23 protein-coding genes are annotated in these 24,883 nt (G+C 63.6%); 8 read left to right on the top strand and 15 right to left on the bottom strand.

The window, feature by feature from the left end:
• Positions 1-5 precede the first annotated feature (5 nt).
• Positions 6-614 carry an HPP family protein gene (locus AB4Y32_RS16595; protein ID WP_368722371.1) on the bottom strand — a complete coding sequence of 203 codons (609 nt, stop codon included), beginning with the start codon at positions 612-614 and terminating at the stop codon, positions 6-8.
• Positions 615-838: 224 nt separating this feature from the next.
• On the opposite strand from AB4Y32_RS16595, the gene mnmH reads away from it, so the two are divergent.
• Positions 839-1,885 carry a tRNA 2-selenouridine(34) synthase MnmH gene (gene mnmH, locus AB4Y32_RS16590; protein ID WP_368722370.1) on the top strand — a complete coding sequence of 349 codons (1,047 nt, stop codon included), beginning with the start codon at positions 839-841 and terminating at the stop codon, positions 1,883-1,885.
• 43 nt (positions 1,886-1,928) lie between these two features.
• On the opposite strand, the gene AB4Y32_RS16585 is transcribed toward mnmH, so the two are convergent.
• Positions 1,929-4,271, bottom strand: coding sequence for an EAL domain-containing protein (locus AB4Y32_RS16585; protein WP_368722369.1), 2,343 nt, complete (start codon positions 4,269-4,271; stop codon positions 1,929-1,931).
• 246 nt (positions 4,272-4,517) lie between these two features.
• A complete protein-coding gene (locus AB4Y32_RS16580) occupies positions 4,518-5,009 on the bottom strand; it encodes a GNAT family N-acetyltransferase (protein ID WP_368722368.1) in 492 nt (163 codons plus the stop codon).
• A 338-nt stretch (positions 5,010-5,347) separates the two neighbouring features.
• On the opposite strand from AB4Y32_RS16580, the gene AB4Y32_RS16575 reads away from it, so the two are divergent.
• The gene (locus tag AB4Y32_RS16575; RefSeq protein WP_368722431.1) at positions 5,348-5,785 is read left to right on the top strand and encodes a YciI family protein; all 438 of its coding nucleotides are present in this window, start codon (positions 5,348-5,350) and stop codon (positions 5,783-5,785) included.
• A gap of 52 nt (positions 5,786-5,837) precedes the next feature.
• Here AB4Y32_RS16575 and AB4Y32_RS16570 read toward each other — a convergent pair whose 3' ends face one another.
• From AB4Y32_RS16570 to AB4Y32_RS16555, 4 genes are read right to left on the bottom strand one after another with little or no spacing between them, the layout of a single operon-like run.
• Entirely contained in the window at positions 5,838-7,004 is a 1,167-nt protein-coding gene (locus AB4Y32_RS16570) for an ABC transporter permease (protein WP_368722367.1), read from the bottom strand.
• A gap of 14 nt (positions 7,005-7,018) precedes the next feature.
• Positions 7,019-8,173 (bottom strand): ABC transporter permease, encoded by a 1,155-nt coding sequence (locus tag AB4Y32_RS16565; protein ID WP_368722366.1) that lies wholly within the window; start codon positions 8,171-8,173, stop codon positions 7,019-7,021.
• Between the two features lie 33 nt (positions 8,174-8,206).
• Positions 8,207-8,926, bottom strand: a complete 720-nt coding sequence (locus AB4Y32_RS16560) for an ABC transporter ATP-binding protein (protein ID WP_368722365.1) — start codon at positions 8,924-8,926, stop codon at positions 8,207-8,209.
• A 5-nt stretch (positions 8,927-8,931) separates the two neighbouring features.
• On the bottom strand, positions 8,932-10,140 hold the full coding sequence (locus AB4Y32_RS16555; RefSeq protein ID WP_368722364.1) for an efflux RND transporter periplasmic adaptor subunit: 1,209 nt from the start codon (positions 10,138-10,140) through the stop codon (positions 8,932-8,934).
• A 197-nt stretch (positions 10,141-10,337) separates the two neighbouring features.
• On the opposite strand from AB4Y32_RS16555, the gene AB4Y32_RS16550 reads away from it, so the two are divergent.
• From AB4Y32_RS16550 to nudC, 3 genes are all read left to right on the top strand, one after another.
• Positions 10,338-11,195, top strand: coding sequence for a class I SAM-dependent methyltransferase (locus tag AB4Y32_RS16550; RefSeq protein ID WP_368722363.1), 858 nt, complete (start codon positions 10,338-10,340; stop codon positions 11,193-11,195).
• Between the two features lie 84 nt (positions 11,196-11,279).
• Positions 11,280-12,998, top strand: a complete 1,719-nt coding sequence (locus tag AB4Y32_RS16545) for a SulP family inorganic anion transporter (protein ID WP_368722362.1) — start codon at positions 11,280-11,282, stop codon at positions 12,996-12,998.
• Positions 12,999-13,104: 106 nt separating this feature from the next.
• On the top strand, positions 13,105-14,097 hold the full coding sequence (nudC, locus tag AB4Y32_RS16540; protein ID WP_368722361.1) for an NAD(+) diphosphatase: 993 nt from the start codon (positions 13,105-13,107) through the stop codon (positions 14,095-14,097).
• A gap of 37 nt (positions 14,098-14,134) precedes the next feature.
• Here the strand turns inward: nudC and AB4Y32_RS16535 are convergent, their stop codons facing one another.
• Positions 14,135-14,671, bottom strand: a complete 537-nt coding sequence (locus tag AB4Y32_RS16535; protein WP_368722360.1) for an Ohr family peroxiredoxin — start codon at positions 14,669-14,671, stop codon at positions 14,135-14,137.
• Positions 14,672-15,122: 451 nt separating this feature from the next.
• Here AB4Y32_RS16535 and AB4Y32_RS16530 point away from each other — a divergent pair, with 451 nt between their 5' ends.
• Positions 15,123-16,151: a LysR family transcriptional regulator gene (locus tag AB4Y32_RS16530; protein ID WP_368722359.1), complete on the top strand. Its 1,029-nt coding sequence runs from the start codon at positions 15,123-15,125 to the stop codon at positions 16,149-16,151.
• A 383-nt stretch (positions 16,152-16,534) separates the two neighbouring features.
• On the opposite strand, the gene AB4Y32_RS16525 is transcribed toward AB4Y32_RS16530, so the two are convergent.
• Complete coding sequence (locus tag AB4Y32_RS16525) at positions 16,535-16,810, bottom strand: hypothetical protein (RefSeq protein WP_152755711.1); 276 nt, start codon at positions 16,808-16,810, stop codon at positions 16,535-16,537.
• Positions 16,811-17,058: 248 nt separating this feature from the next.
• Positions 17,059-17,448, bottom strand: a complete 390-nt coding sequence (locus AB4Y32_RS16520) for a hypothetical protein (RefSeq protein WP_368722358.1) — start codon at positions 17,446-17,448, stop codon at positions 17,059-17,061.
• Positions 17,449-17,610: 162 nt separating this feature from the next.
• Here AB4Y32_RS16520 and AB4Y32_RS16515 point away from each other — a divergent pair, with 162 nt between their 5' ends.
• On the top strand, positions 17,611-18,483 hold the full coding sequence (locus tag AB4Y32_RS16515) for a right-handed parallel beta-helix repeat-containing protein (protein ID WP_368722357.1): 873 nt from the start codon (positions 17,611-17,613) through the stop codon (positions 18,481-18,483).
• Between the two features lie 46 nt (positions 18,484-18,529).
• Here the strand turns inward: AB4Y32_RS16515 and AB4Y32_RS16510 are convergent, their stop codons facing one another.
• From AB4Y32_RS16510 to AB4Y32_RS16490, 5 genes are all read right to left on the bottom strand, one after another.
• The gene (locus AB4Y32_RS16510; protein WP_368722356.1) at positions 18,530-19,531 is read right to left on the bottom strand and encodes an Ldh family oxidoreductase; all 1,002 of its coding nucleotides are present in this window, start codon (positions 19,529-19,531) and stop codon (positions 18,530-18,532) included.
• A complete protein-coding gene (locus AB4Y32_RS16505) occupies positions 19,528-20,508 on the bottom strand; it encodes a hydroxyacid dehydrogenase (protein ID WP_368722355.1) in 981 nt (326 codons plus the stop codon). The genes AB4Y32_RS16510 and AB4Y32_RS16505 overlap by 4 nt, the downstream gene beginning before the upstream one ends.
• Positions 20,505-21,839: a C4-dicarboxylate transporter DctA gene (gene dctA, locus AB4Y32_RS16500; protein ID WP_439899799.1), complete on the bottom strand. Its 1,335-nt coding sequence runs from the start codon at positions 21,837-21,839 to the stop codon at positions 20,505-20,507. Before dctA ends, AB4Y32_RS16505 begins: the two co-directional genes overlap by 4 nt.
• A gap of 185 nt (positions 21,840-22,024) precedes the next feature.
• A complete protein-coding gene (locus tag AB4Y32_RS16495; RefSeq protein ID WP_368722353.1) occupies positions 22,025-23,200 on the bottom strand; it encodes a UxaA family hydrolase in 1,176 nt (391 codons plus the stop codon).
• A 93-nt stretch (positions 23,201-23,293) separates the two neighbouring features.
• Complete coding sequence (locus tag AB4Y32_RS16490) at positions 23,294-23,563, bottom strand: UxaA family hydrolase (protein ID WP_235851095.1); 270 nt, start codon at positions 23,561-23,563, stop codon at positions 23,294-23,296.
• Positions 23,564-23,872: 309 nt separating this feature from the next.
• Here AB4Y32_RS16490 and AB4Y32_RS16485 point away from each other — a divergent pair, with 309 nt between their 5' ends.
• Positions 23,873-24,658: a GntR family transcriptional regulator gene (locus AB4Y32_RS16485; RefSeq protein WP_368722352.1), complete on the top strand. Its 786-nt coding sequence runs from the start codon at positions 23,873-23,875 to the stop codon at positions 24,656-24,658.
• Positions 24,659-24,883 lie beyond the last annotated feature (225 nt).

The following is a 24,883-nucleotide window of genomic DNA, read 5'->3' as shown; positions in this document are numbered from 1 at the left end:
CCCGCTTATTGCCCGCACATGATCTTCATGATGTCGGCCTGCGTCAGCACGCCGACCACAAGGCCGCCCTCGCCCACGACGGGCAAATGATGATGCCCCTCTTTTTGCGTAAAGAGCGCAATGACGTCGGTGAGCGGCGTCGTCTCCGCAACGCAGCGGATCTTGCGCGACATCACCGTGGCCACGGGCCGCGCGCGCCGCTCGCTCTCGGGCACGGTCGTATCGGATGCGAGCTTGAGGAAAGGCAGAACTGCATCGAGCGGCTGCAAGTCGACATGCGTGACCACGCCTTTCAGACAGCCCTCCGCATCGACGACGGGCAGCAGCTTGATATGGTGCGAATCGAGCAGCTTCAACGCTGCGCCGATCGTATCGTCGACGGTGACGGTGACGGGCGGCTTGCGCATCACGTCCGCGCACGTGAGCCGCAGCAGCTGCTGGAAATAGGCTTGCCGTTGCAGCTCGCCGAGCATCGCTCGCCGTTCGTCCTGTTGCCCCCGCGCCCGGTCTTCTCCCTGGTTCGATTCACCGTCGCCCCTGGCGCGGTCATTCTCCGGCCCGACGTGATGACTCGGGTTCCCGAAACACCAGTTCAATACCGACGAAATCGACATGTTGGCCCTCCCCAAGGGTGCGTTGACCGTGCATGAAACGGCAATTCCGGCGATGCACATCAGCTTTCATCGCTTGCTGTCAGTTTACATCATAACGTGAGGCATTTGCGCGCGACGGTCTGTCGCTGCCCGAACACAGAAAAAGCCGGCAAAAGCGGGGCAAAACGCCGACATGCGATAATTACCCATTACGTCGCACCGCGACGGCCCGTGTGCTCCAACCCTTGAAATCGCTTCTCGCCCCGCTCGACCAGATCTCGGAGTTCGACGAAATCGTCGATGTCCGCACGCCGCTCGAATTCGCCGAAGACCACATTCCCGGCGCAATCAATGCGCCCGTTCTGTCCAATGAGGAACGCGTCATCGTCGGTACGATGTACAAGCAGGTGTCGCCGTTCGAGGCGACCCGGCAAGGCGCGGCCATGGTCTCGCGCAACATCGCCGCGCACCTCGAAACAACCTTCGCGGACCGTCCGCGCAACTGGCGGCCGCTCGTCTACTGCTGGCGGGGCGGCAAGCGCTCGGGGTCGATGACGACCTGGCTCAACCTGATCGGCTGGCGCGCGCGGCAACTGGATGGCGGCTACAAGAGCTACCGGCGCGCCGTCGTCGAGTCGCTCGACGCGTTGCCGGGGCGATTCCGCTACGTCGTACTTGCAGGCCACACGGGCAGCGGCAAGACGCGTCTCCTGAACGCGCTTGCCGAAACCGATGCGCAAACGCTCGATCTCGAAGGGCTCGCGTCGCATCGCGGTTCGATTCTGGGCATGCTGCCGAACGAGGCGCAGCCTTCGCAGAAGGCCTTCGACACCGCGCTCGTCTCCGCGTTGCGCGCACTCGACCACGATCGGCCCGTATTCGTCGAAGCGGAAAGCCGGCGCATCGGTTCCATCTCGCTGCCCGTCTCGTTGACGGAGCAGATTCATCGCGGCACGTGCATCCGGGTGGAAACGGAGCGCGGCGAACGCATCCGTCTGCTGCTGCAAGACTATGCGCACCTGTTCGACAATCGCGAGTTCTTCAAGGCGCAACTCGCGAAGCTGCTCGAGTTGCACGGTCGCGCGCGAATCGGCGAATGGCAGAAAATGATCGACGAAGACAAACGCGTCGAACTCTTCGAGCAGCTGATCGACCTGCACTACGATCCCGCCTACGCGCGCAGCACGGGCAAGCATTTTGCACAGTTGCCCGGGTCGATGCGCTTCGCGCTTCGGCCCACGGACGCCGATATCAACGAACAGGCACGCGCGCTGCTCGCGCAATTGCGCTAACGCTTCAACGCATCGACGCTTAAGCGTCAGCGCGCGCGACGCATCACCAGTGCTCGGCCGTCGGCCACGGCAGACGCCGCAGCGACCAGTCCAGTTCCGCACCGACCACGCAGCGCCCCTCATGCGACTGCAACGCGACCGTCACCGCGATGCACGGCCTGCCGCTCGCCAGCGACAGATACGGGCTGCTCGTGACAGGCACACCCGGACGCAGCACGGCATTGCGGAAATACGGCCGATGGTCCCAGCGCGCATCGCGCGGATTCGCGACGGGATGCAGCGAGCCGCCTTCGACGGCTGACGCCTTGCCCATCACTTCGTGTCCGATCTGCCGCCCCGTCTCGTCGAGCACGAAGCAGCTGACGCATAGCTCCAGTTGCGCGAGATCGCAGAACGCGTCGTCGAGCGGCACGCCTTTGAGCCATGCGTCGACGCCCGCATCGAGCGCCTGCCGGTACGGCCGCACTTCCGATTCGAACAGCGCATGCTGATTCGCGCGCCCTTGCGCGATCACATCGAATGCATGATCGATGCGCCGGTGCACGGCATCGGGCGGCGTGACGGATGGCGACGGCCGGCCCAGCAGAAAGCCTTGCGCGAAATCGACGTTCGATTCGACGGCGAGTATCAGCTGCTCCGTCGTCTCGACGCCTTCCACCACGACCAGCATGCCCGCCTGATGCAGCAGCGAGACGAGCTTGGGCAAGATCGGCTGCTCGACGCCCGGGCTCGTTGCGCGTATCAACTCGCCGTCGAGCTTCACGAGGTCGGGCCGGATGCGCAGCAGACGGTCGAGGTTCGAGTGGCCCGCGCCGAAATCGTCGACGGCGATCAGAAAACCGTGCTCGCGATATTGGCCTGCCGCGCGCGACATGTCGTCGACACTGCCGCCGTGCGACTCCAGTAGTTCGAGCACCACGCGATCCGGCGCGAGCCCCGCCGAGGCCACGAGTCGCGCAAGCTGGTCGGCATAGCCGTCGGCGACGAAAGTCGCTGGCAGAATGTTGAGAAAGACCCATGCGTCATCAGGGATCAGGCGGCGCGCATTGCCGATATGCAACGCATGGCTCGTGCGGTCGAGATCGCCCTGATCGCTGAATGGCCTCGGCGAGAACAGCACGGCGGGCGGCACGTGCGAGCCGTCCTCGCGCTCGCCGCGCAACAACGCCTCGAAGCCGACCTGCTTCTGATGCGAGAGGCTGTAGAGCGGCTGGAAGTGCGAGGTCAGCCAGAAGTCGTCCCACAGCTGGCGAAGCGGCTCCGACGAAGCCCCGTCCGCGCGATCATGCGCCCATGTGAGTCGCACGGGATCGACGGGCGCCGCGCGTTCGATGCACACGCAGTTGCGCCCCGTATGCTTCGCTCGCAGCAAGGCCTCGTCGGCGCGATCGAGCAGCGCCATCACGCTCTCGCCGCATCGGTATTGCGCAACGCCGAAGCTCGCGCTCAAGAGGCCATCGGGACGCGCAATGCGGCCGATTGCGATGCGCAACGTTTCGGCGAGTTGCGCGGCGGGACGCAAGGCCGCGTCGTGCAGCAGCACGAATTCTTCTCCGCCAATACGGCCTACGATGTCGGCGGGCGTCGTCATCTCCTTCAACACGCGCGCGACGTTCGATAGCGCCTGATCGCCGACTGCATGACCGAAGCGGTCGTTCAGCGACTTGAAGTGATCGATGTCGAGAAAGACGGCGCTGATACTCGCCTCGCCATTCAGCTTCGACAGACGCAACGCAGCCTGGTCGAGAAACGCGCGGCGGTTGTGCAGTCCCGTCAACGGATCGGTTGCGGCAAGGCGCGCGAGGCGGTCTTCCAGCAGAAAATGATTGCGCCTGAAGCGGTAGAAGCCGAAATGGAACACGGCGGCCGTCGGCAGCGTGATCGCGAGCCACATCCACCACGCGACATTCGCATCGCCTTGCGCGCGCGGCAGGCTCATCAGCAGCGGTACGCCCGTTGCGCAAAAGAGCGCGCTGCCGACGAAAAAATGCGCAGGCGTAAGCCACAGCGGCGCCGCGCAGACGGGAATCGCGACCATTGCGGGCAGCGCCCACACCAACGGCACGTCGAGCCCATCGACATTCAACGCGAGCCCCGCGAGCAGCACGAGCATATACGCGACGCCGAGCGCGCCGAATTGCGATGTGCTCTTCGCGCGGGCAATCGCGGCGACCAGCAGCGCAAGGCACGCGGCGCACGCGAGCCGCCAGATGAGCGGCACGGCCGGCCCCGCCACGAAGCAGCGCGCGAACGCAAACGCCATGAATACGATGACTGTAAACGCCATCGTCATGGTCGCAAGGGGTCGCTGATGTTCCAGTGAACGTCGGTGAAACCGGTATTGCAATCCGGCGTCGGACGTCCGTTCCGTTAGGGAGGAAAGCATTATTAGCTCAGGCCAGTTCCGGTCACTCTGCCGATGTATAACGGCAACTCTGGCCCGAGGTTGATACTTCATACGAAAAGAGCGATGCGCGTTAGCATCGACCGATGCTGCATTTGACAATTGCACGCTTCGCGAGCCAAGCACTTGCATCGAAGCACTTGCATCGGATGTCAATTGCGTCGTGGGTGCAACGCGCTCTTCTCTCAGCGTGAGATCACGAGCGATCGGGCACGTCCTTCTTCCCCTTTAGAGGACGAGTTCGAGAAAGCGCGTCCCTGCGACGGGATTCGCATAATAGGCGGCCGTTTCGGTAAAGCCCACGCGTTCGTACAAACGCTGCGCGAAGGCCGTTTGAGGAACGGAATCGAGCACGAGCTTCGCGTATCCCAGCGTGCTTGCCTTGCCGATCACCGATGCGATGAGTTTCGCCCCAAGCGAAAGACCACGATATGCGGGACGCACATAAAGCCGTTTCACTTCGGCAACTTCATTTGAATGACGCAAAAGTCCCACGCAGCCCGCTATGTCGCCGTCTGCTTCCGCGACGAAGAACAGGCCCGACGGCAACGTGTATGTCTGCTCGAACGTCTGCATTTCATGTTCGAAGCCGCGATACGACAGGTCCATGTCGAGCCATTGCACATACTCGCGAATGATCGCGACAAGAGCCGCCGTATCGGCCGGAAAAACGGCTTCGCGAATTGAAGGATGCACTTGATGCGTGATTGAAGCCGACATGTCGCCCTCGCGGCTGAATACCCGGATCATCCGTACGGGACACAGCGTAGTGCGCGGGACCGCGCGCAGTCTTGAACGTTTGTGCACGATGCGCGGCGCACTTGCATTCCCACTATCTGATGCAGAACGCTAACGTGCACATCGAAGCCGAAGCGGGAATCAGCGGACAAAGCACATCGAACGAAGCGAGCGAACTGAACGCGCTCGACGATCGCAAGCCACCATTTCGATTCGCCCAAAACGCCCGCACGCTGTCGATTTCAGCTATCGTCGATCGTCGTAACGATGAAAGCCGCCTGATCGCGCGGTTTCGACAACCCATTCGAGGAGAAGCAACGATGAAAGTGATGGTGATCGTAAAGGCCACGAGCGATTCGGAAGCCGGCAAGATGCCGGATACCGAACTGCTGGCCGCCATGGGCAACTTCAACGAACAGCTCGTCAAGGCGGGTGTGATGCTCGCGGGCGAAGGCCTGCATCCCAGCTCGCGCGGCAAGCGCGTGCGTTTCTCAGGCCCGCAGCGCACTGTGATCGACGGGCCGTTCGCGGAGACGAAGGAACTGATCGCGGGGTTCTGGTTGTGGCAGGTGAAGTCGATGGAAGAAGCCGTCGAATGGGTCCGTCGCTGCCCGAACCCGATGGAAGGCGAATCGGAAATCGAAATCCGCCAGGTGTTCGAGGCCGAAGATTTCGGCGACGAATTCACGCCTGAGCTGCGCGAACAGGAAGACCGCTTGCGGGCCGATATCGAACAGCAGGCGAACAGGAAGAAGTGACGCTCCCCTCGTCGGCGGAACGGAACGCGCTCAACGTGTATGCAACGTGTGCTCAACGCGTACGCAACGCATCGACGATGCTCATGCGCGCGGCACGCATCGCGGGCAGGAATCCGCCGACGAGTCCCATCGTCATCGAAAACGCGAGCGTCTTCACGACGATGGCCGGCGTCAGGATGAAGCGGAACGACAGGTCCGCGAAGGTCTGAAAGTTGGTGGTCGAAAACGACGCGAACTGCATGAAGGCCGCGCAGCCCAGGCCCGCAACGCCGCCTACGAATCCGAGCAACATCGCTTCGACGAGAAACGCGGCGAGCACGTTCGAGCGCCTGAAGCCGAGTGCGCGCAACGTGCCGATCTCCGCCACGCGATTCGCGACGGACGCATACATCGTGATCATCGCGCCGATCATCGCGGCAATCGAAAAGATCGTCGACAGTGTGAAGCCTAGTATGTTGATGAACGTCGAGAGCGCCTTCGACTGGTCGCTGTAGAACGTCTGCTCGCGCTTCGCTTCGTCGGCGAGGCGCGGATCGACGTCGAGATCCCGTTTGAAGCCATCGAACTGGTCGGACTGCGCGAGGCGCACCACCATCGACGAATAACTGGTGCGGCGAAACGACTGCATCAACTGATCGACGTCGCCCCAGATTTCCGAATCGAAGCCGCTGCCGCCCGCGTCGAACGTGCCGACCACGGTCCAGTCGCGCTGCGCGAAGTGCAAATGCTCGCCCGGCTGCGTGCCGCTGAAGCCCTTCGCGACGCTGCTGCCGACGATGATCTCCGAAGAGCCCGGACTGAACATGCGTCCCGACGCGAGCTTCACCTGCGGCCGCAAGCTCATGCCGGCGGGCGACACGCCGCGTATCACGACGTTCGACGGTTTCCCCGTGCTGAGCTTCAGCAGCGAGATCAGCACGACGGATTCTTTCGACGCCATGCGCCTGCCATCGCCGCCCATCGCAACGGCAGGGTGCATTTCGATCACGTTGGCCTGAGCGCGGTCGATCGCGCTCTGCACTTCCGTTTCCGCGCCCTTGCGGATCACCACGACGTTGTCCTCTCCGCCCGTCGAAACGAGTGTCTTCTTGAGGCCCGCGTCGAGCATCAGCACGGTCGCGAACACGAACACGACGAGCGCGAGTCCGCTCGCGGTGAGCGCCGTGGTCAGACGGCGCGTCCACAGATTGCGAGCGATATACGAGAGCGGGATCGCCACGATAGACCTCGCCTCTAGCCGATCGCCCGCAGGCCTTCGACGATCCGCACGCGCGCGGCCTGCATCGCCGGAATGATCGCGGCAGCGAGCCCAACGGCGAGCGCGCACGCGGCCTGCGACAGCATCGTCTGGTGCGACACGACGAATACGGGAAACACGCCGCCCGTCGCCTGCTTGAAGAAGCTCGCAGCGGGCGGCGTCGCGAGCATGCCGAGCGCGCCGCCCACCGCGCTGATCGTCACCGATTCGCCGAACATCAGCAGCGCGAGAAAGCCCGGTCCGAAGCCGAGCGCCTTGAGCGTCGCGTATTCGACAGTGCGCTCGCGCGCACTCATCGCCATCGCATTCGCCATCACGGCCATGATGATCACGATCACCACATACGACACGAGACGGATCGCCGCGATGATCTGATTCGACATCGCGACGAAGCCGAGCTGGAATGCCTGCTCCGTTTCCGTGAGCGTTTCGGCGAGCGAGTTCTTGAACACGGCATCGACGTCGCGCGAAATCGCGGCGGCATCGTCGGGATTCGCGATGCCGAGCACGTACACGCCGACCTGATCGGCTTTGCGCCCCGGCATCTTGCGCACCGTTTCGTTCAGATAGTCCCAGTGGAAAATCAGTTGGCGCGTGATCGTCGATTCGTCGCGCCCGTCGAGAATGCCGCGCACCGTGAACTCCCACGTGCCCGGATAGATCGTGCCCTTGATGGGAATCACGTCGCCGACCTTGAAGCCGAACGCGTTCGCGAGTTGCCTGCCGATCAGACAGCCTTTGCGGTCGCGCTCGTAATCGCTGCGCTGCTGCGCGGACAGAATGAATTCCGGGTACAGGTCCAGATAGTTGTCCGACACCGCGAACTGCGCGAAGAAGTTCTTCGGCTCGCGATAGATGCCGCCGAACCAGCTCGAACGCGCGACCATCGTCACGCCGTCGACACCTCGAATGCGGTTTTCATAGCTGAGCGGCAGCGGAAACGTGAGCGAGATCGCGTTGCGCGTGACGAGCCGCGCATTCGACGCCGCCGCCGCGCCCGCGTACCACGCGTCGACCACGGTATGCAGCAGCCCGTACGCGAGCACGGCGATCGTCAGCCCGAGCACGGTCAGTATCGTGCGCAGCTTGTGACGCAGCGCGTTGCGCGTGATCAGCTTCAGCAGATGCATGGCAGCCTGCGATTGCGCGCTTCATTGGGCATTTCAGCGAGCCGGTCCATCGATCAGCTCCCCTTTCTCCAGATGCACGAGCGCCCTTGCCGCGCCCGCCGCATGCGCGTCGTGCGTCACCATGATGATGGTCTTGCCCAGCTCGCGATTGAGCCGCTGCAACATCGACAGCACTTCCTCGGCGGACGCACGATCGAGGTCGCCCGTCGGTTCGTCGGCGACGATCAGCGTCGGATCGGTGATCAGAGCGCGGGCAATCGCTACGCGCTGCTGCTGGCCACCCGACAGCTCCGACGGATAGTGATGCGCGCGGTTCGACAGATTGACCATGTCGAGCACGAGCGCCACGCGCTCGCGGCGCTCCTTGCGCGTCAGGCGCGTGAGCATCAACGGCAGCTCGATGTTCTCGAACGCCGTCAGCACGGGCATCAGGTTGTAGAACTGGAAGATGAAGCCGACATGCGCCGCGCGCCATTGCGCAAGCGCCGCTTCGGAGAGCCGCGTGATGTCGACGCCGCCGACGTGCAGCTCGCCGCCGTCCGGCCGGTCGATGCCCGCGATCAGATTGAGCAGCGTGCTCTTGCCCGAACCGGACGGTCCCATCAGCGCGATGAAATCGCCATCGCCGATCGAGAGCGTGATGTCCAACAGCACGGGCACCGTCTGCACGCCGCGCCGGTACGACTTCACGAGGTGCCGGATCTCGACGAGGGGCATCGCCTCTTTCAGTGCCGCGCTCGCGTCATGACTCATGTGGTTCACGGCTTCTTCGCCACGGTGACTTTCGCGCCGTCCTTGATGTGCTCGTTGGGCGAGCGCACCAGCACATCGCCGGGACGCACGCCGCCGACGGCAACCAGTTCGCCGAGCGTCGCGCCCGTCGTGACGGGCACTTCATGCACGGCATCGTCCTTGATCGCGAACACGACCTTGCGCCCGCCTCGCTCGACGATCGCGGCCGGCTGCACCGCGACGACCGGCCGTCTGTCCTGCGGTGGCACGGGCTTCGACAGGAACGCGATCTTCGCGCTCATGTCGGGCAGCACGCGTTCGTCGCGATCGACGAAGCGCACCTTGACGAGCACGGTCGCCTTCGAGCGGTCGACGGTCGGCACGATGCGCGACACGCTTCCCGCGAGGCGAACTTCCGGCAGCGCGTCGAGCTGGATCTCGCACGGCTCGTTGACGGCGATCTTCGCGATGTTCGATTCGGCGACGTCGGCCTCGACTTCGAGCGTCGCCATGTCGGCGATCGTCACGACGGCACCCTTGCTGTCGGATGCCTGCGAGAACGGCGTGATGTTGTCGCCTACGTTTGCGTGCTTTTCGATTACGACGCCGTCGAACGGCGCGCGGATCACCGTCTGATCGACAGAGACCTGCGCGGCCTGCGCGTTGGCCTGCGCCGACACGATCGCGGCGCGGCTGTTGTCGATCGACGCCTTCGCCTTGTCGTAGCGGGCGAGATCGGCGTCGTACTGGGTAGCGGGAATAGCGCCGTTCGGCGCAAGTATCGCGGAGCGGCGCAGATTGATTTCGGCGTTCTTCAACTCCGCTTCCTGCAACGCGAGATTGGCCTGCGCGACCTTGACCTGCGCCTTCGCCTGCGCGAGCGCGGCCTCTACGTCGTTGCTCTCGATCCGCGCGATCACCTCGTTCTGCTTGACGCGCGTGCCTTCGAGCACGCCGAGCCATTCGAGCCGCCCTTGCGCCTTCGACGCCACGGCCGCCTTGCGTTGCGGTACGACGTAGCCCGTCGCGTTGAGCAGCGTGTAGGTTTGCGATGGGTAAGCGGACACCACGGTCATGGTGTCGACGGTCTGCGGCCCGGCGAGCCTCAACCCGGCAAAGAGCGCGCCGGCAAGCAGCAGCGCGGCGGCCCCGTAGCCGATCCAGTTGCGCCGGCGGCCGCCCGTAGCGACGGCCGGCCGGTCGATTTTGAGCCGCTTCAGATCGTGATCTGCCAATTTATATGTCGTCGCCGGGCGGCTCGTGCAACCCCGGACACATCATGTGATGAGCGTCGGCGCACTGCCATGCCGGCTACCTGTCCTGTAGTCGGGCCCACAGTATAGCGCTGCGCACCATCCGTACTTTTGTCCGGAGGCGCGCGATTGCTTTACAGTCTTGCCGTCGACATTCGATTATTCGAAGGGAGAACATCATGCAGGACAAGCAGACGGTGGCGGCGGACAGCACCGCCGTGCGCGTCGCGTTGTGGCGAGCCATGCATGTGCAGGTCGACGCGCCGCCGCACGTGCTCGACGACGAAATCGGCTTGCGTCTCGCCGCGCCCGACGAAGGCTGGCGCGACCGTCCCGACATGGACCCGCAGGGCACGCGCGGCTATCGTGCATCGATCGTGGCCCGCGCGCGTTTCATCGAAGACCTGGTGACGCAAGAGGCGAGCCACGGCGTGTCGCAATACGTCATTCTCGGCGCGGGACTCGATACGTTCGCGCAGCGCAAGCCGGAGATCGCAGCGCGGCTGCGCGTGTTCGAAGTGGATCGTCCGGGCGCCGAGGCGTGGAAGCGGCAGCGCCTGATCGAGCTCGGCTATGGGATTCCTCCGTGGCTGCGGCTCGTGCCCGTCGACTTCGAAGCAGGCCAGTCATGGTGGGACTGCCTGTCGCGCGCGGGCTTCGAAGCGGACGCGCCGGCCGTGGTCGCATCGACGGGCGTGTCGATGTATCTGACGCGCGACGCAAACCTCGCGACGCTGCGTCAGATCGCGAAGCTCGCGCCGGGCTCGACGCTCGCGATGACTTTTCTGTTGCCGCTCGATCTCATCGACGCCGCCGAACGCGCGCAGCATCAGGCCATCTATGAACGGGCGCGCGCGGCGGGCACGCCGTTCGTCAGCTTCTTCAGCCCCGACGAGATGCTGGCGCTGGCGCGCGAAGCGGGTTTCAGCCGGGTCCGGCATGTATCGACGGCCGGCCTGACCGAACGCTATTTCTCGCACCGATCCGATGGCCTGCGGCCGGCGACCGGCGAGGCGTTTCTCGTCGCGAGCACGTGAGAGCCATCACCACGCCCGCGACGCGTTCGATGCGGTCGCACGGTTGAATCCGCGGTTGGAATCTATAACAACAAGGTGTCGAGCATGCGCGATACAACTGAAAGTCCGGCACGCCTGCGCTTTCTGAAAGGCCTGCTTCCCATCGACCGTACCCGGGCCTTGCGCGATGCGTTCGCGGGCATATCGCTCGCGTCGATGGACATTCCCCAAGTGCTCGGCTACGCGCGCATCGCGGGAATGCCCGCCGTGACAGGGCTTTACACCGTCTTTGTGCCGCTCGTCGCGTTTGCGTTCTTCGGCGCGTCGCGTCACCTCGTGGTGGCGGCCGACTCGGCGACGGCCACGATCTTCGCGAGCCGCGCTTCCACGCTTGCGCCGATGGGCAGCGCCGAATACGTGGCGCTGGCGGGCATGGTCGCGCTGCTCACCGCGGCGCTGCTGCTGCTCGCGCGCATCTTCAAGCTCGGCTTTCTCGCCGACTTCCTCTCGCGCACGGTGCTGGTCGGCTTTCTGACGGGCGTCGGCATTCAGGTGTCGATTGCGATGCTCGGCGACATGTTCGGCATGACGGTGCCCTATCCGTCGTCGCGAAGTCTCGCGCAGCTCACGTACGTGATCGGCCATCTCGCTGGCGCGCATCTGCCGACGCTCGCGCTCACGGCACTGGTGGTGGCCGCCATCCTCGGCTCGAAGGCGCTGTCGCCGCGCCTGCCGATACCGCTCGTCGTCGTGGTCGGCAGCATCGCGGCAAGCAAGACGTTCGACTTCGCGTCCCATGGCATTTCCGTACTGGGCCCGCTTGCGGGCGGCCTGCCGCCGCTGCGTTTTCCGGAAGTCACGTGGCAGCAGTTTCTCGATCTCGTGCCCGTCGCGGCGTCGTGCTTCGTGATGATCATCGCGCAAAGCGCCGCGGCGGCGCGCGTGTTCGCGCAGCAGTATCACGAAGACGTCGACACGAACGCCGACATCCTCGGGCTGGCCGCCGCGAATGCAGCCGCCGCGTTCAGCGGCACGTTCGTCGTCAACGGCAGCCCGACGCAGACCGCCATGGCCGAACGCGCCGGCACGCGCAGCCAGCTCGGGCAACTCGTGTTCGCCGCCGTGGTGGTGGTCGTGCTGCTGTTCCTGAGCACGTGGCTGCAATATCTGCCGCACTGCGTGCTGGCGGGCATCGTGTTCACGATCGCGATCGGCATGGTCAACGTGCAAAGCCTGAAGGCGATCCGCAGCGAGAGCCCCGGCGAGTTCACGCTGGCGCTCGTCACGGCGGCCGCCGTGGTGATGGTGGGCGTCGAGCACGGCATATTGCTTGCGGTCGCGCTGTCGCTGATGCGGCACGTGCGGCACAGCTACCATCCGCATACGATGGTGCTGGAGCCCGCGCCCTCGACGGGACGCTGGCTGCCCGTGCCCGCGCAGCCGGGGACCATGACAGCGCCGGGGCTCATCGTGTATCGCTTCGGCTCGGATCTGTTCTTCGCGAACGATCACTTCTTCACGGCGGAAGTCTCGCGGCTGATCGACGCGGCGCCCGGTCCGCTGCACTGGTTCGTCGTCGATGCGGGCGCGATCACCGATCTCGACTACTCCGCCGCGCGCACGGTGAACGATCTGATCGACAACCTGCATGAGCGGCGGATCGGCGTGCTGTTCGGACGGGTGAACCGCTATCTGCGCTCCGATATGGACCGGCATGGCATCACGAAGACGATCGGCGATTCGAACATCTTCGAAACGCTGCACGAGGCGCTCGCGGCGGCGGGCGTAAGCAGTCCGCCGGCGCACGAGCCCGGCGTGCTGTAAAGGTTGCACCGCGCGGACGCCGCGCGAATATGCGCCCGCAGAAAAGTACGACATGCCGTGCCATACTTGCGAACCGTCCTCTTCACACTCTTCACACGTCAATGCGATGACCGCCTCTTCCGCTTCCATCGGCTTCAACCTGAATCCGCTCGACCGCCGCTCCGACATGCGCGACGACGACGCTTTCATCGAACGCCTGCGCAGCGATCCCGCCGCGCGCTTTTTCGTCTTCGATGGCGACGTCCCCTTGCTCAAGCGCGGCGACGGGCAGGATGCGTGGTTCCTCGCCCGTGAAGCGGCTGCATTCGGCGACCCGCTTCAAAGCGTGTTTCTGGGGCAGCACGACGACGGCAGCGGCCGCTTCGCGCTCGGCTTCACGCTCGGCCTCGAACCGGGCGAAGGGCAGACGCAAGGCGTGCTGCATGAGCGAACCGATCTGCGCTCTATCGCTGTGCGGGGCCTCATCGCGCCTGAGGTGGCGGGCATGCTGGGTCAGGCGAAGTCGATGCTCGACTGGCATCGCCGCCATGGCTTCTGCGCGAACTGCGGCGCGGCCAGCCGCTCGGCGGCGGCGGGCTGGCAACGCGTGTGCGATGCGTGCGGCACGCGTCACTTTCCGCGCGTCGATCCCGTCGTGATCATGCTGGCGATCGACGGTGAACGGTGCCTGCTCGGACGCCAGCGTCAGTTTGCGCCGGGCATGTACTCGGCGCTTGCGGGTTTCGTCGAGCCGGGCGAGACCGTCGAAGATGCCGTGCGCCGCGAAGTGCTCGAAGAAGCCCGCGTGACGTGCGCGCAAGTCGTCTACTTCGCATCGCAGCCGTGGCCGTTTCCTTCGTCGATGATGATCGGCTGCTTTGCGCGGGCCGCCGACACGGAGATCGTCGTCGACGAGGCGGAGCTCGAAGACGCGCGCTGGTTCACGCGCACGGAGGCCGCCGCAATGCTCGCGGGCACGCATGCAAACGGACTGTCCGCACCGAAGCCGCTTGCGATCGCGCATCATCTGCTGCGGGCCTACGTCGAGCATGGCGAGGCTGTGTTGCAAGGCAAAGGCGATCAGGCGATCGCACCGTCCAGGGTCTCGTCACAGTCCTGAACCGCCGCGCGCTCGCAAGCGAGGGAGGCATCCCGCCTCAGTCGATGACGGCCACGACATTGACCGTCCCTTGCCGGGCCATCTTCGCGTAGGGGCACAAGCGCTCGGCATTGCGCACCATCTCTTCCGCGACGGCCCGCTCGACGCCCGGCATCCGCACGCGGACATCGATCACCAATGCGTAGCCGCCGTCCATCGGATCGCGGCCGAACGCAACCTGCACCTCGACGGCCGTATCGTCGAGTTCCATCTTCGCGCGCTTCCCGAGCAGATTCAGCGCGCCATGGAAGCAGGCGGCAAAGCCCGCCGCGAACAGCTGCTCGGGATTCGTTCCGTTGCCGGGACCGCCGAGTTCCGTCGGCAGTCGCAGATCCACGACAAGATTCCCGTCGTCCGAACGGGCCACGCCGGATGCGCGGCCGTGTCCCGTCTCGCCGCCCGAAACCGTGACGGTCGTCGTGTACAGCGGCGCGAAATCCCGGCCCCGATACCGGTCGAGCAGTGAAAGCGGAGGGGCTTGCAGTCCCTCGCTGCCATTTTCGCTGCCTTTTTCGCTGTCTTTTTCGTGCTCCATGTTGCCCTCTCACCCAGCGGCGACGAGCGTTCTGATTCTCAGCAGACAAGCGTACCGGATTGCCTTCTGCCCCGATATCGTCGAATCCGCTCCCGCCTTCGCCGATTTGCGCCGAACGAACGATCGTATAACCGGCGTCGGCATTCCAGATGGTTTTCGCCCGGACGTATCCGCTTCGGAATGCGTGTCCGGGCGCCGCACCCAACATGCTAGGCGAGCGCGGACCACGGCGGTAGAGCCCTCCACGGCCTCACGGTGTTGCCCGTCAGGCGTCAATCGAAAAGCCGGCCGCCAGAACGCTGTACCGCATCTCTTCACCGTGTCCTACACTACGAAAGCCAGCAGAAAGCCCCGCCAAAATTCTGCGGCTGCGCAAAAGCTCCCGATGCTCAGTACAGACTGGCACCCCGGGACGGTTCAGCGATGAAGGTGCCCATAGTCGGAGCCCTCAATGGATCAACCGGATATACCGCAGCATGGTTTTCGCGTTGGCCTGCCCAATCCCGCTGACGCCTTGTCGACCTGTTTCGCGACGAGCTACGCGGGCATCATCTCGTTCATGGCCGTCGCCACAGAAGGAAGTTTCGCCAAGGCGGGCGAGCGACTGGGGATCGGGCGCTCGGCTGTCAGCCGCAACGTCCAGAAGCTCGAAACGCAGCTCAGCACGCGCCTCTTTCTGCGGACGACGCGAACGACCCATCTGACGCGCGAGGGCGAGCGGTTCTTCGAGAATTGCAACCGGGGCGTGACCCATATCGTCGAGGCGATGAACGATATGCTGGATCTTCGCCACGGCCCGCCGCGCGGCTTGCTTCGCATCAGCTCGACAGCCGGATTCGGACGCAAGGTGGTTGCGCCGCTGATTTCCACTTTCACGGAAGCCTATCCGGATATCGCCGTGGATCTGCTTCTCGATGACCGGCCTACGGATTTCGCCGCCGAGCAGATCGACGTCGCGTTTCGCGACGGGCGCATCGAGGACTCCAGCATCATCGCGAAACAGCTGATTCCGATGCAGATGGTGCTCTGCGCGTCCCCTCTCTACGCGGAAAGACGGGGGTTGCCGTCGACGCTCGAAGAACTGGGCCAGCATGAGTGCATCAACTTCCGCTTCTCTAGCGGGCGCGTGTTCGAATGGGAATTCAAGGTCGACGGCCATATGCGAAAGTTTCTGCCGACGGCGAGGCTGACTTTCAATGACGCGGACCTCGTATTGCGTGCAGTCCTCGACGGACATGGCATCGCGCAAATGCCCGGCTACCAGATATGCGATCACATCGCGCGCCACGAACTCGTGATGGCTTTGAAGCGGCATGTGCCTGACGATCGCGGCCACTACATCTGCTACCTCTGCCGGCAGCATCTGCCGTCACGCATTCGCGTATTCGTCGATTTCATGACCGAGCAGATCCGCGCGCTCAATCTGCTTTGCTTCGAAGATTTTTATACGGAATGTCCTAAGCGCGAGCATCAGGCGTGAAAGCCATTCGCGCCGTGGCAATAGCCTTCTGCAATTGATGCCGCCACGGAAACGGTGAGTGTTGCGATGTGCCTCTACTGAAGCATCAACCTTGCGCCTACGATTCGGGCATGGTAACGCGGTCGACCGACTCGGTTGACGAGCCGTCAAGGCCGTGAGTGGAGAACATCATGTCTCGTTTCGGACCCGTGCTCGTATTCGCCGGCTGGATCATCCTCACTGCCGTCAACATTGGACTCGCGCTTGCGGTCTCGTTCAGCGGCGCCGTCTGAACGGTTGTCGACAGGTTATCGATGAATCGTCGATTTACGGGTGAACCGCGTGTCGGTTGCAGCGCTGCGCGCTGCACCCGACCGCGATCGTCGTTCCGCGCACGGCACGCGCTACTGCGCCGCAGTGAGCTTCAACCCCGCAGGCCGCAACGACGGCGGCACTTCCTGGTGCCCGCGCCGGTCGTCGGACACCTGCTCGATGCCTTTCTTCTGCACTTCCTCGCAGAACGCGATACGCGAGCGGTAGTAGTCCGCCTGCATCTGCGCGTCGAGGACACGTTGCTCGGCCTGGTAGAGCTCCATCCGTAGATCGTGCAGCGCACGTTCGGCCTGTCTTTCAGGGGCGGCAGAGTGATGTGACGCCCAGCGGATTAGCCATTGCAGCATCGTGGAGCCCTCCTCTTCGCAGTTGTGCTTAAGCGGCATGAAACACACGCGCGCTGTTCCTATTCACCACGGCTCTAGGCTATCAAAAATAAGATAGACCCTTGTGTGTCTTATCGCACGTGTTGCGAAAACGATACCTCGGCAAATCCCCCGTTGCGCATTGCTGCGGATTGCGGTGCGCATCCCGCCTATCGCCCGATTCAGCACGCGTGTACATGCAAAGCTCGCGAGTGGTTCGCACAATCATCTCAGGCGAGCTTTTCCTTCAGAAAAGCGACCACATACGGCGTCGCGGCAGCCGCGACCGTCGACGCGACGGCTGGGTCGATTCCCATCTTCTGCGCGAGAGATTCAGCGACGCGGCCAGTCAGGATGCCTTCCCCTCCTTCCTCGATCGACTTGAAAAAACCATCGCCTCTGACGAGGCCAGCCGCGAATGCCGCAAAGAAGCTCTTGCCCGGATGCTCACCCAGCAGACCCGCGCTCTGCTCTTCGACATGCGCATGCGCCGTCTCGGCCACCTGACCGAGCATCTGCTGCGCATCGTCGGGACTTACGCCCTGGTCCGCAAGAGCCTGTGCGGCCTGATTGCCATGCTCCGACGCAAGGAATTCGGAAACGAGTTGCTGTACGTCCATGGAACGCTCTCCTACGAAAGTGACGCATTGAGGACCGGGTAATGGAGCCGACGTGACATTTAGCTGACGCTTTGCAAGACGATGTCACGGCTGCCGACGAGGGATGTCGGGGCACTCAGACTAGCCCATTTCAGAGGATGGCGAAAGACGTTGTCGCGACACATGCGCGACATCACACGGACATCAAATGCACGTGCGCAGTTGAACGACGGCCATGCGCATCGGCGTTCGAAGATGCGCATGGTCATTCAACGCATTCGGCTTTCCGGCTTCGAACGCACATTGCGCTCGCATGTGTCCTACACGGCGCACAGGGATGGACTTCAGAACCCGCACTACAGACTTCTAACCGATTCACGCTCACAATCCCGGTCGCAGCAACCGGTAATTCAGTATGGCGAAGTACATTTCAATCAGGAGTACTTCAACATGTCGCCCGTCGCGGGCGGCTTCAAGACATCGCATTCCCGCAATGTGACCGTGAGCGACAGCGTCTTCCTGAGGAATCTCGGTACAGGCTTGTGGTTCGATGAATCGTCGTACGACATCAAGATATTGAACAACGACTCGATCGGCAACGCCGGGCATGGCCTCGATACGGAGATCTCGGACAAGGCGCAATTCGTCAATAACCTGGTGGTCTCGAATGGCGGGAGCGGCATCAAGGTCATCAACACGAGTGACGTCGATATCTGGAATAACACGCTTGCAAAGAACAGCACAACGACGAGCGAGCGCAATCTCAACATCGTGATGGATACCCGACGCTGGGCCACGGCAACATCATCCAGCCAGAAGGATTTGCGTCAGGGCGTGGCAACGCCGCCTGACATGACGTGGATCACGGGGCCGACCAATGCCCACAACAACGTCATTGCCGGCGGCTCCGGGCAATTGCCTGATGTGCGTCGAGGACTACTCGCATCAGTACACGGCCGCGCAACTCAAGACCACCGCGGACGACAACGTCTATCAGCGGCAGTCGGTCAACGCTCCTACCTGGGTTGCCGTATGGTCGCGAGGGAAGATCAATAGAATCCTGCCGTCTACACGACCTTGCGTATCTTCAGCAGCCAAACGACTAGCCCGCCAGCCCCACGAGCTGCGCATGAAGCGCATCGGGAATCTCGATCCCGTCGCGCGCCGCCGCGTCGGCGAGACTGCGCCGGCGCTCGCCCGGCAAGCGCACGTCCGCATCCTGAAGCATCTCGGCGATCAGCGCCTCCACTCTCGACAGATACGTTTCGCTGCCCGCCAGCGCGCCCGGATCGATCGCCCAGAACAGATGGCCGATCTGCGATTTCTCGCCCTCTTGCGTCAGGAACGAGCCCGCCTCATAGCCGAAGTTCGCGCCCGCGAGCGCAGCCGCGAGCAGTTCCACCATCAGCGCAAGCATCGCGCCTTTCGCGCCGCCGAACGGCAGCATCATGCCGTCGAGCGCGGCTTTCGCATCGGTGGTCGGCAAACCGTCGCGCGTCGTCGCCCAGCCTTCGGGTATCGGCAGGCCTTCGCGCGCCGCGACCATGATCTTGCCGCGCGCCACGTTCGACAGCGACAGGTCGATCAGCAGCGGCGCTCCATCGCGGCGCGGAAACACAGCCGCAATCGGATTCGTGCCGAACAGCGAATGACGCCCGCCCCACGCGGGCATCGCAGCGGGCGTATTGCTGAACGCGAGCCCCACGAGGCCCGCCGCGCCGAGCGCTTCGAGGTGATACGCGCCGACGCCGAAATGATGGCTGCGCCGCACGCTCGCGACCGCGCTGCCATGCTCGCGCGCGCGGCCGATCAATGTTTCGATCGCGAGCTCGCAGGCCGGAAAAGCCATGCCGTCCGCGGCGTCGATCAGCACGGCCGCGTTGCGCGCGTTCGCGACGAACGCCTGCGCCTGCGGATCGACGCGGCCGTTGCGCAACTGCGCGACATACATCGCCAGACGCGCGACGCCATGTGAAGACAGCCCGCGTTCGTCCGCGTAGACGAGCGCGCGCGCCGTCGCCGCGGCCGTGTTCTGCGTCGCGCCCGCAGCCAGCATTGCGCGCATCGCGAGCGCGTACAGGTCGCCCGATGAAACACACGTCATGTCAAAACTCCTTCCCGTCGTTGCGAATCGCGTACGCCTTCGAGCAGCGCCTGCGTCACGCGCGCCGCGACGAGTGTGCTGACGCGTTCGTTCGATTGCACTGTGAGTCCCGCGATATGCGGCGTCAAGATCAGGTTCGGCGCGCGCGCAAGCGGCGAGCCCGCCGTGAGCGGCTCGTCGGCGAATACATCGAGCGCTGCGCCGCCGAGGCGCCCGTGCTTCAGCGCATCGGCGAGCGCGTGTTCGTCGATCACGCCGCCGCGCGACGTATTGATCACCACGGCATGCGGCCTGAGCCTCGACAGTTGCGCGGCGCCAAGCAGATTGCGGGTGCTCTCGACAAGCGGCACGTGAACCGAGACGACATCCGCCGCACGCAACGCCGCGTCGAATGTCATACATTGAGCGCCCGTCTCTTTCCAGCAAGCGGCGCTCGCCGGCTGCTGCGGATCGTGGCCCGCCACCCGCATGCCGAGCGCGCGCGCCAGTTGCGCGACGAGCTGTCCGATTCCGCCGAAGCCGATCACGGCCAACTTGCTGCCCGCCGCTTCGCGTCCGTTCGACAGCGCGGTGCGCGGCCATTCGCCCGCCGCCACCGAAGCGCTCGACAGATACGCGCCGCGCAGCAGCATCAACGCCGTCGCGATCACATACTCCGCGACGGCGCGCGCATTCGCGCCCGTTGCAGGCAGCACCTGCACGCCCCGCTGCGCGCACGCCGTGAGATCGATATTGTCGAGCCCGACACCGAGCCGGCCGACGGCAACCAGTTTGGGCGCGGCGTCGAGCAACGCCTGCGTGACCTGCGTGCGGTTGCGCACGATCAGCGCATCTGCATCGGCGAGCAGGCCGCGCAGCGCGTCGGGTTGATCGACGAGCGATGCGTTCGCATGCACGTCGAAATGTTGCTTCAGCGCTTCGACGGCGGATGCGTCGATGAACTCGCTGACGACGACTTTCTTGCGATCGTTCTTCAATTCGAGTGCTCCTGTGCGTAGGCGGGCGTTCTTTCGCTGATCTCCTCGGCCGTTTCGGCTTCTTCGTCCTCTTTGCTTATGGCGAGCGGCTCGGCGAGTATCTTGCGCGCCGCTTCGGCATCGAACGCGCCTTCCCAGCGCGCCACCACGAGCGTCGCCACCGCATTGCCGATCATGTTGACGATCGCGCGAATCTCATTGAGCACGCGGTCGATGCCGATGATCAGCGTGATGCCCGCGACGGGAATGATGTCGTGCGTCGACAGCGTCGCCGTCAGTGCGACGAGTGCCGCGCCCGCCACGCCCGCGCCGCCCTTCGATGTCACCATCAGGATCGCGAGCAGGCCGATCTGCTGAAGCAGCGACAGATGCGTATTCGTGGCCTGCGCGATGAAGAGCGACGTCATCGTCAGATAGATCGCCGCGCCGTCGAGGTTGAATGAATAGCCTGTCGGCAGCACGAGGCCGACGACGGGCTTCGGGCAGCCGAGGCGCTCGAGCTTCTCCATCAACCGAGGCAGCACGGATTCCGTCGTCGACGTGCCGAGCACGATCAGCAGTTCTTCGCGCAGATACTTGAGGAGCGGCCACAAGCCGACGCCCGTCCAACGGCAGATCGAGCCGAGCACGAGCACGATGAACACGATGCTCGTCAGATAGAAGCAGACGATCAGCAGGCCCAGTTGCTGCAACGTGCCGATGCCGTACTTGCCGACCGTGAACGCCATTGCGCCGAATGCGCCGAGCGGCGCGAGCCGCATGATCATCTCGACGATCTTCATCAGCGCTTCGCCGCTCTGCTCGATCACGCGCGACAGGAAGCGGCTGCGGCGCGACATGATCGACAGCGCGATGCCGAACAGCACCGAGAACAGCAGCACCTGCAACAGATTGCCGCGCGCGAACGCGCCGACCACGGAGTTCGGCACGATCTCTTCGAGGAAGCTCTGCGACGCCGCCGTATGCACCTCCGCTACGTAGTGACTGACGGCATGCGTGTCGAGCGTCTTCGGGTCGATGTTCAGCCCTTCGCCCGGATGCAGCACGTTCGCGACGACGAGACCGATGACGAGCGCAAGCGTCGTCACTGCTTCGAAGTAGAAAATCGTCTTCAGTCCCACACGGCCGACGTGCTTGAGATTTTCCATCCGCGCGATGCCCACCGACACGGTGCAGAAGATCACCAGCGTGATCAGCATTTTGATGAGGCGGATGAACGTGTCGCCGAACGGCTTCATCTGCACGCCAAGATCCGGCGAGAAATAGCCGACGAGAATACCGGCCGCGAGGCCGATCAGAACCTGCACATAAAGATGCTTGAGCACGCGCAAGATGGTGTCTCCTCCACTCGCTGCTGCTTGAAGTGAACAGCGTCGCGCATCGTGCGTCGGCATTCTGTCCTTCTATTGCCGGCTCTGCACGGCGCGCGCGCTGTAGCGAAACTGCGTTCGCAAAGTCCGCCGCACTCGGCAAGAGCGGGCGGACTTCATGGGGCAATGCGATGTGATCGCGCAGATCAGGCGCTTTCGAACAGACGCGTCAGCACGAACTCGCGATGACCCAGCGCCTCGGCCGATGTCCAGCGGCCGTTCGCCGTGGCGAGCATCGACTCCAGCAGTTTGTCGCCTGCCTGATCGAGATTCTGTTCGCGCTGCAACAGGCCCGACACGTCGACGTCGATATGCTCGCTCATCGTGCGCACGGTGCGCGGGTTCGCGCAGATCTTGATGACGGGCACGATTGGATTGCCGATCACGTTGCCCTGCCCCGTCGGGAAGAAATGCACGGCGAAGCCGGAGGCCGCGCACAACGTCACCATCTCCGCCGCCGCCGACGACGAGTCCATGAACCACAGGCCCGAATGCGTCGGCATCTCGGCCTTGTCGAGCACGCCGTCGACGCGGCACTTCTTGCCGATCTTCTGGATATTGCCCAGCGCCTTCTCTTCGATCGTCGTCAGGCCGCCCGCGATGTTGCCCTTGGTCGGCTGCGACTCGGACAGGTCATCCGTCTTCCAGCGGTTGATCATGTCCTGGTAGCGGTCGAACATGAACTGGAAGCGCTCGCGCACCTGGTCGTTCGCGCAGCGCGCCGCGACAAGCTGCTCGCCGCCCGTCAGTTCCGACGTCTCGCCGAACACGAGCGTCGTGCCGAGACCATAGAGCTTGTCGAACGCATTGCCGACGGTCGGATTCGCGCCGCAGCCCGACGTAGTATCCGATTCGCCGCATTTGGTCGATACCCACAGGTCCGAGATCGGGCACGCTTCGCGTTCGAGCGACGTCGCGTACTGCACCATCTCTTTCGCCGCTTTCGACGCGCGCATGATCGTGTCGTGGTCGCCGTGCAGCTCGATGCCGAAGCCCATCACCGGCTTGCCCGACTGCGCGATGCCGTCGACGACGCGCTTGGTCCAGCCTTCCTCGATGCCGATCACGACGACGGCCGCGACATTCGGATTGCAGCCCGCGCCGATCAGCGTGCGGAAATGCAGGTCGAGATCCGCGCCGAACTGCAGGCGGCCATACGGATGCGGCAGCGCCATCGTGCCTTTGATGTTGCTTTCGACGGCTTGCGCGGCGGCATTCGACAGATCGTCGACGGGCAGAATGATCACATGGTTGCGCACGCCGACGCGTCCATTCGAGCGGCGATAGCCGCGGAAAGTAGTGTTCTGGTCAATCACGCTCATGGTGGGTCTCTTTGATCGGGCTCTGTTCAGTGAGGGAATGGCTGGAGGTCGAAAAGGGACGCGTGCGTGGGGACGCATGCCCCTCGCGCCGACTTACCAGCGTTTCGTCTTGATGTTGTGCACATGGGCGTGCTCGCCCGCCTTGATGGGCTGCACCACCTTGCCGATATCGACGCCGTACTTGTAGACGGTGTCGCCCACGGCCATGTCCTTGAGCGCCACCTTGTGACCGATGGGGATGTCCTGCTTCGCGGAGACGGTGATGACTTCGTCGTCGTCCATGATCCACGCATTCAGCTGCGTGCCCGCCTTGATGCCTTCGACGACCGCGACACCGACAGTGTCTTTCGCTTCGTGCAGCACGATATGAATCGTCCTGCGCTCGTGTGATGGGTTGCCGGAAGCTCCAGAACCCGTTTGCGACCCACCTGCTGCCGTGTAGCTCATCGTTTGTCTCCAGTCTGGTTGACAGGTTGTGTTTCGTCTCCGTGCAAACCATCTTAGGCAGCACTCATCCATATGTCAACCAGATCATCTATATGTGTTTGATGAATCGGATGAAGTAGAATAATTTGGAAAAGAGACGGGAAGAAGCGGCACTGCGTGCTGCACAGCCAACAACGACGCACTAACAACGCACTGACGAAGCACCATGCACGAGAGGACACAGCCATGAACACGTTGACGATCGGCTCGAACAACGCCAGCGGCACCATGGGCACGCCAAGCATCGGCGGCACACGCTACAAGGAAGTGAAGAATGCGATGCTCGCGGCGCTTTCCGCGCAGGAATGGAAAGGCGGCGAGGCGATACCGTCGGAAAAGCGTCTCGCGGAACGCTTCGGCGTGTCGATCGGCACGCTGCGCAAGGCCATCGACGAGCTGGTCGCGGACAACATCCTCGTACGTCATCAAGGACTAGGCACGTTCGTTGCGCAACACCAGCGCGACCGGCACTTCTTCCGCTTTTTCCGCATCGTGCGCCAGGACGGCGACAAGACCTACCCGAGCGTGAGCCTCGTGTCCTTCAGGAAGACCAAGGCGACGCGCGAAATCGCCGCGATGCTCGGCGTCGAGCCGAACGCGCGCGTCTTCACGTTCGTCAACCGGCTGGCGCTCCACGGCGAAACGGTGATGATCGACAACATCACCGTCGCCGAGGCGCGCTTTCCTGGGCTGACGGAAGCGGCGCTGCGAGAGCGGCCGAGCACGCTCTACAACTTCTATCAGGATTCCTTCCACATCAACGTGGTCGGGACGGAAGAGCGCCTGCGCGTCGCCACCGCCGACGGCGCCGAAAGCAAGCTGCTCGAAGTGCCGCGCGGCACGCCGCTGCTCGAAGTGCGGCGGGTCGCGTATTCGTATCATCACGCGCCCGTCGAGGTGCGCATTTCCCACGTGAACACCGCGCGCTATGAATACGTCGGGCCGTCCGCTTCGCACGAGGAGCCGCTGTAACGGCAGGCGTTACGCGCTTTAGTTGCGCGCCTTAAGCGTTCGGCAATCACACGACAAAAGGGACGCGCCAGCACGTCCCTTTTTCACGTTTTCCCGCAGTTGCAATCGGCAAGGGCATCACCTACACTCGACACTCATACAGATGAGTTAAATCACAGGGCACTTAACGCGCCGCCGTGCGCGGTGCCCGACAACAGACCATCAAGGCACCGGGTTCCCGTCGCG

This window comes from Paraburkholderia phymatum (assembly GCF_040965635.1).
Taxonomy (GTDB): domain Bacteria; phylum Pseudomonadota; class Gammaproteobacteria; order Burkholderiales; family Burkholderiaceae; genus Paraburkholderia; species Paraburkholderia phymatum_B.
The sequence above is the reverse complement of the archived record's forward strand: the minus strand, read 5'-3'. Positions and strand labels throughout refer to the sequence as shown.

Coding starts and splice junctions, on each gene's coding strand:
- AB4Y32_RS16550 (WP_368722363.1), top strand. CDS start 10,338: ATGCAGGACAAGCAGACGGTGGCGGCGGACAGCACCGCCGTGCGCGTC.
- AB4Y32_RS16595 (WP_368722371.1), bottom strand. CDS start 614: ATGTCGATTTCGTCGGTATTGAACTGGTGTTTCGGGAACCCGAGTCAT.
- AB4Y32_RS16580 (WP_368722368.1), bottom strand. CDS start 5,009: ATGTCGGCTTCAATCACGCATCAAGTGCATCCTTCAATTCGCGAAGCC.
- AB4Y32_RS16585 (WP_368722369.1), bottom strand. CDS start 4,271: ATGCTTTCCTCCCTAACGGAACGGACGTCCGACGCCGGATTGCAATAC.
- AB4Y32_RS16515 (WP_368722357.1), top strand. CDS start 17,611: ATGCGCGACATCACACGGACATCAAATGCACGTGCGCAGTTGAACGAC.
- AB4Y32_RS16530 (WP_368722359.1), top strand. CDS start 15,123: ATGGATCAACCGGATATACCGCAGCATGGTTTTCGCGTTGGCCTGCCC.
- AB4Y32_RS16485 (WP_368722352.1), top strand. CDS start 23,873: ATGAACACGTTGACGATCGGCTCGAACAACGCCAGCGGCACCATGGGC.
- AB4Y32_RS16535 (WP_368722360.1), bottom strand. CDS start 14,671: ATGGAGCACGAAAAAGACAGCGAAAAAGGCAGCGAAAATGGCAGCGAG.
- AB4Y32_RS16575 (WP_368722431.1), top strand. CDS start 5,348: ATGAAAGTGATGGTGATCGTAAAGGCCACGAGCGATTCGGAAGCCGGC.
- AB4Y32_RS16565 (WP_368722366.1), bottom strand. CDS start 8,173: ATGCATCTGCTGAAGCTGATCACGCGCAACGCGCTGCGTCACAAGCTG.
- AB4Y32_RS16560 (WP_368722365.1), bottom strand. CDS start 8,926: ATGAGTCATGACGCGAGCGCGGCACTGAAAGAGGCGATGCCCCTCGTC.
- AB4Y32_RS16545 (WP_368722362.1), top strand. CDS start 11,280: ATGCGCGATACAACTGAAAGTCCGGCACGCCTGCGCTTTCTGAAAGGC.
- AB4Y32_RS16520 (WP_368722358.1), bottom strand. CDS start 17,448: ATGGACGTACAGCAACTCGTTTCCGAATTCCTTGCGTCGGAGCATGGC.
- AB4Y32_RS16525 (WP_152755711.1), bottom strand. CDS start 16,810: ATGCTGCAATGGCTAATCCGCTGGGCGTCACATCACTCTGCCGCCCCT.
- nudC (WP_368722361.1), top strand. CDS start 13,105: ATGACCGCCTCTTCCGCTTCCATCGGCTTCAACCTGAATCCGCTCGAC.
- AB4Y32_RS16495 (WP_368722353.1), bottom strand. CDS start 23,200: ATGAGCGTGATTGACCAGAACACTACTTTCCGCGGCTATCGCCGCTCG.
- AB4Y32_RS16510 (WP_368722356.1), bottom strand. CDS start 19,531: ATGACGTGTGTTTCATCGGGCGACCTGTACGCGCTCGCGATGCGCGCA.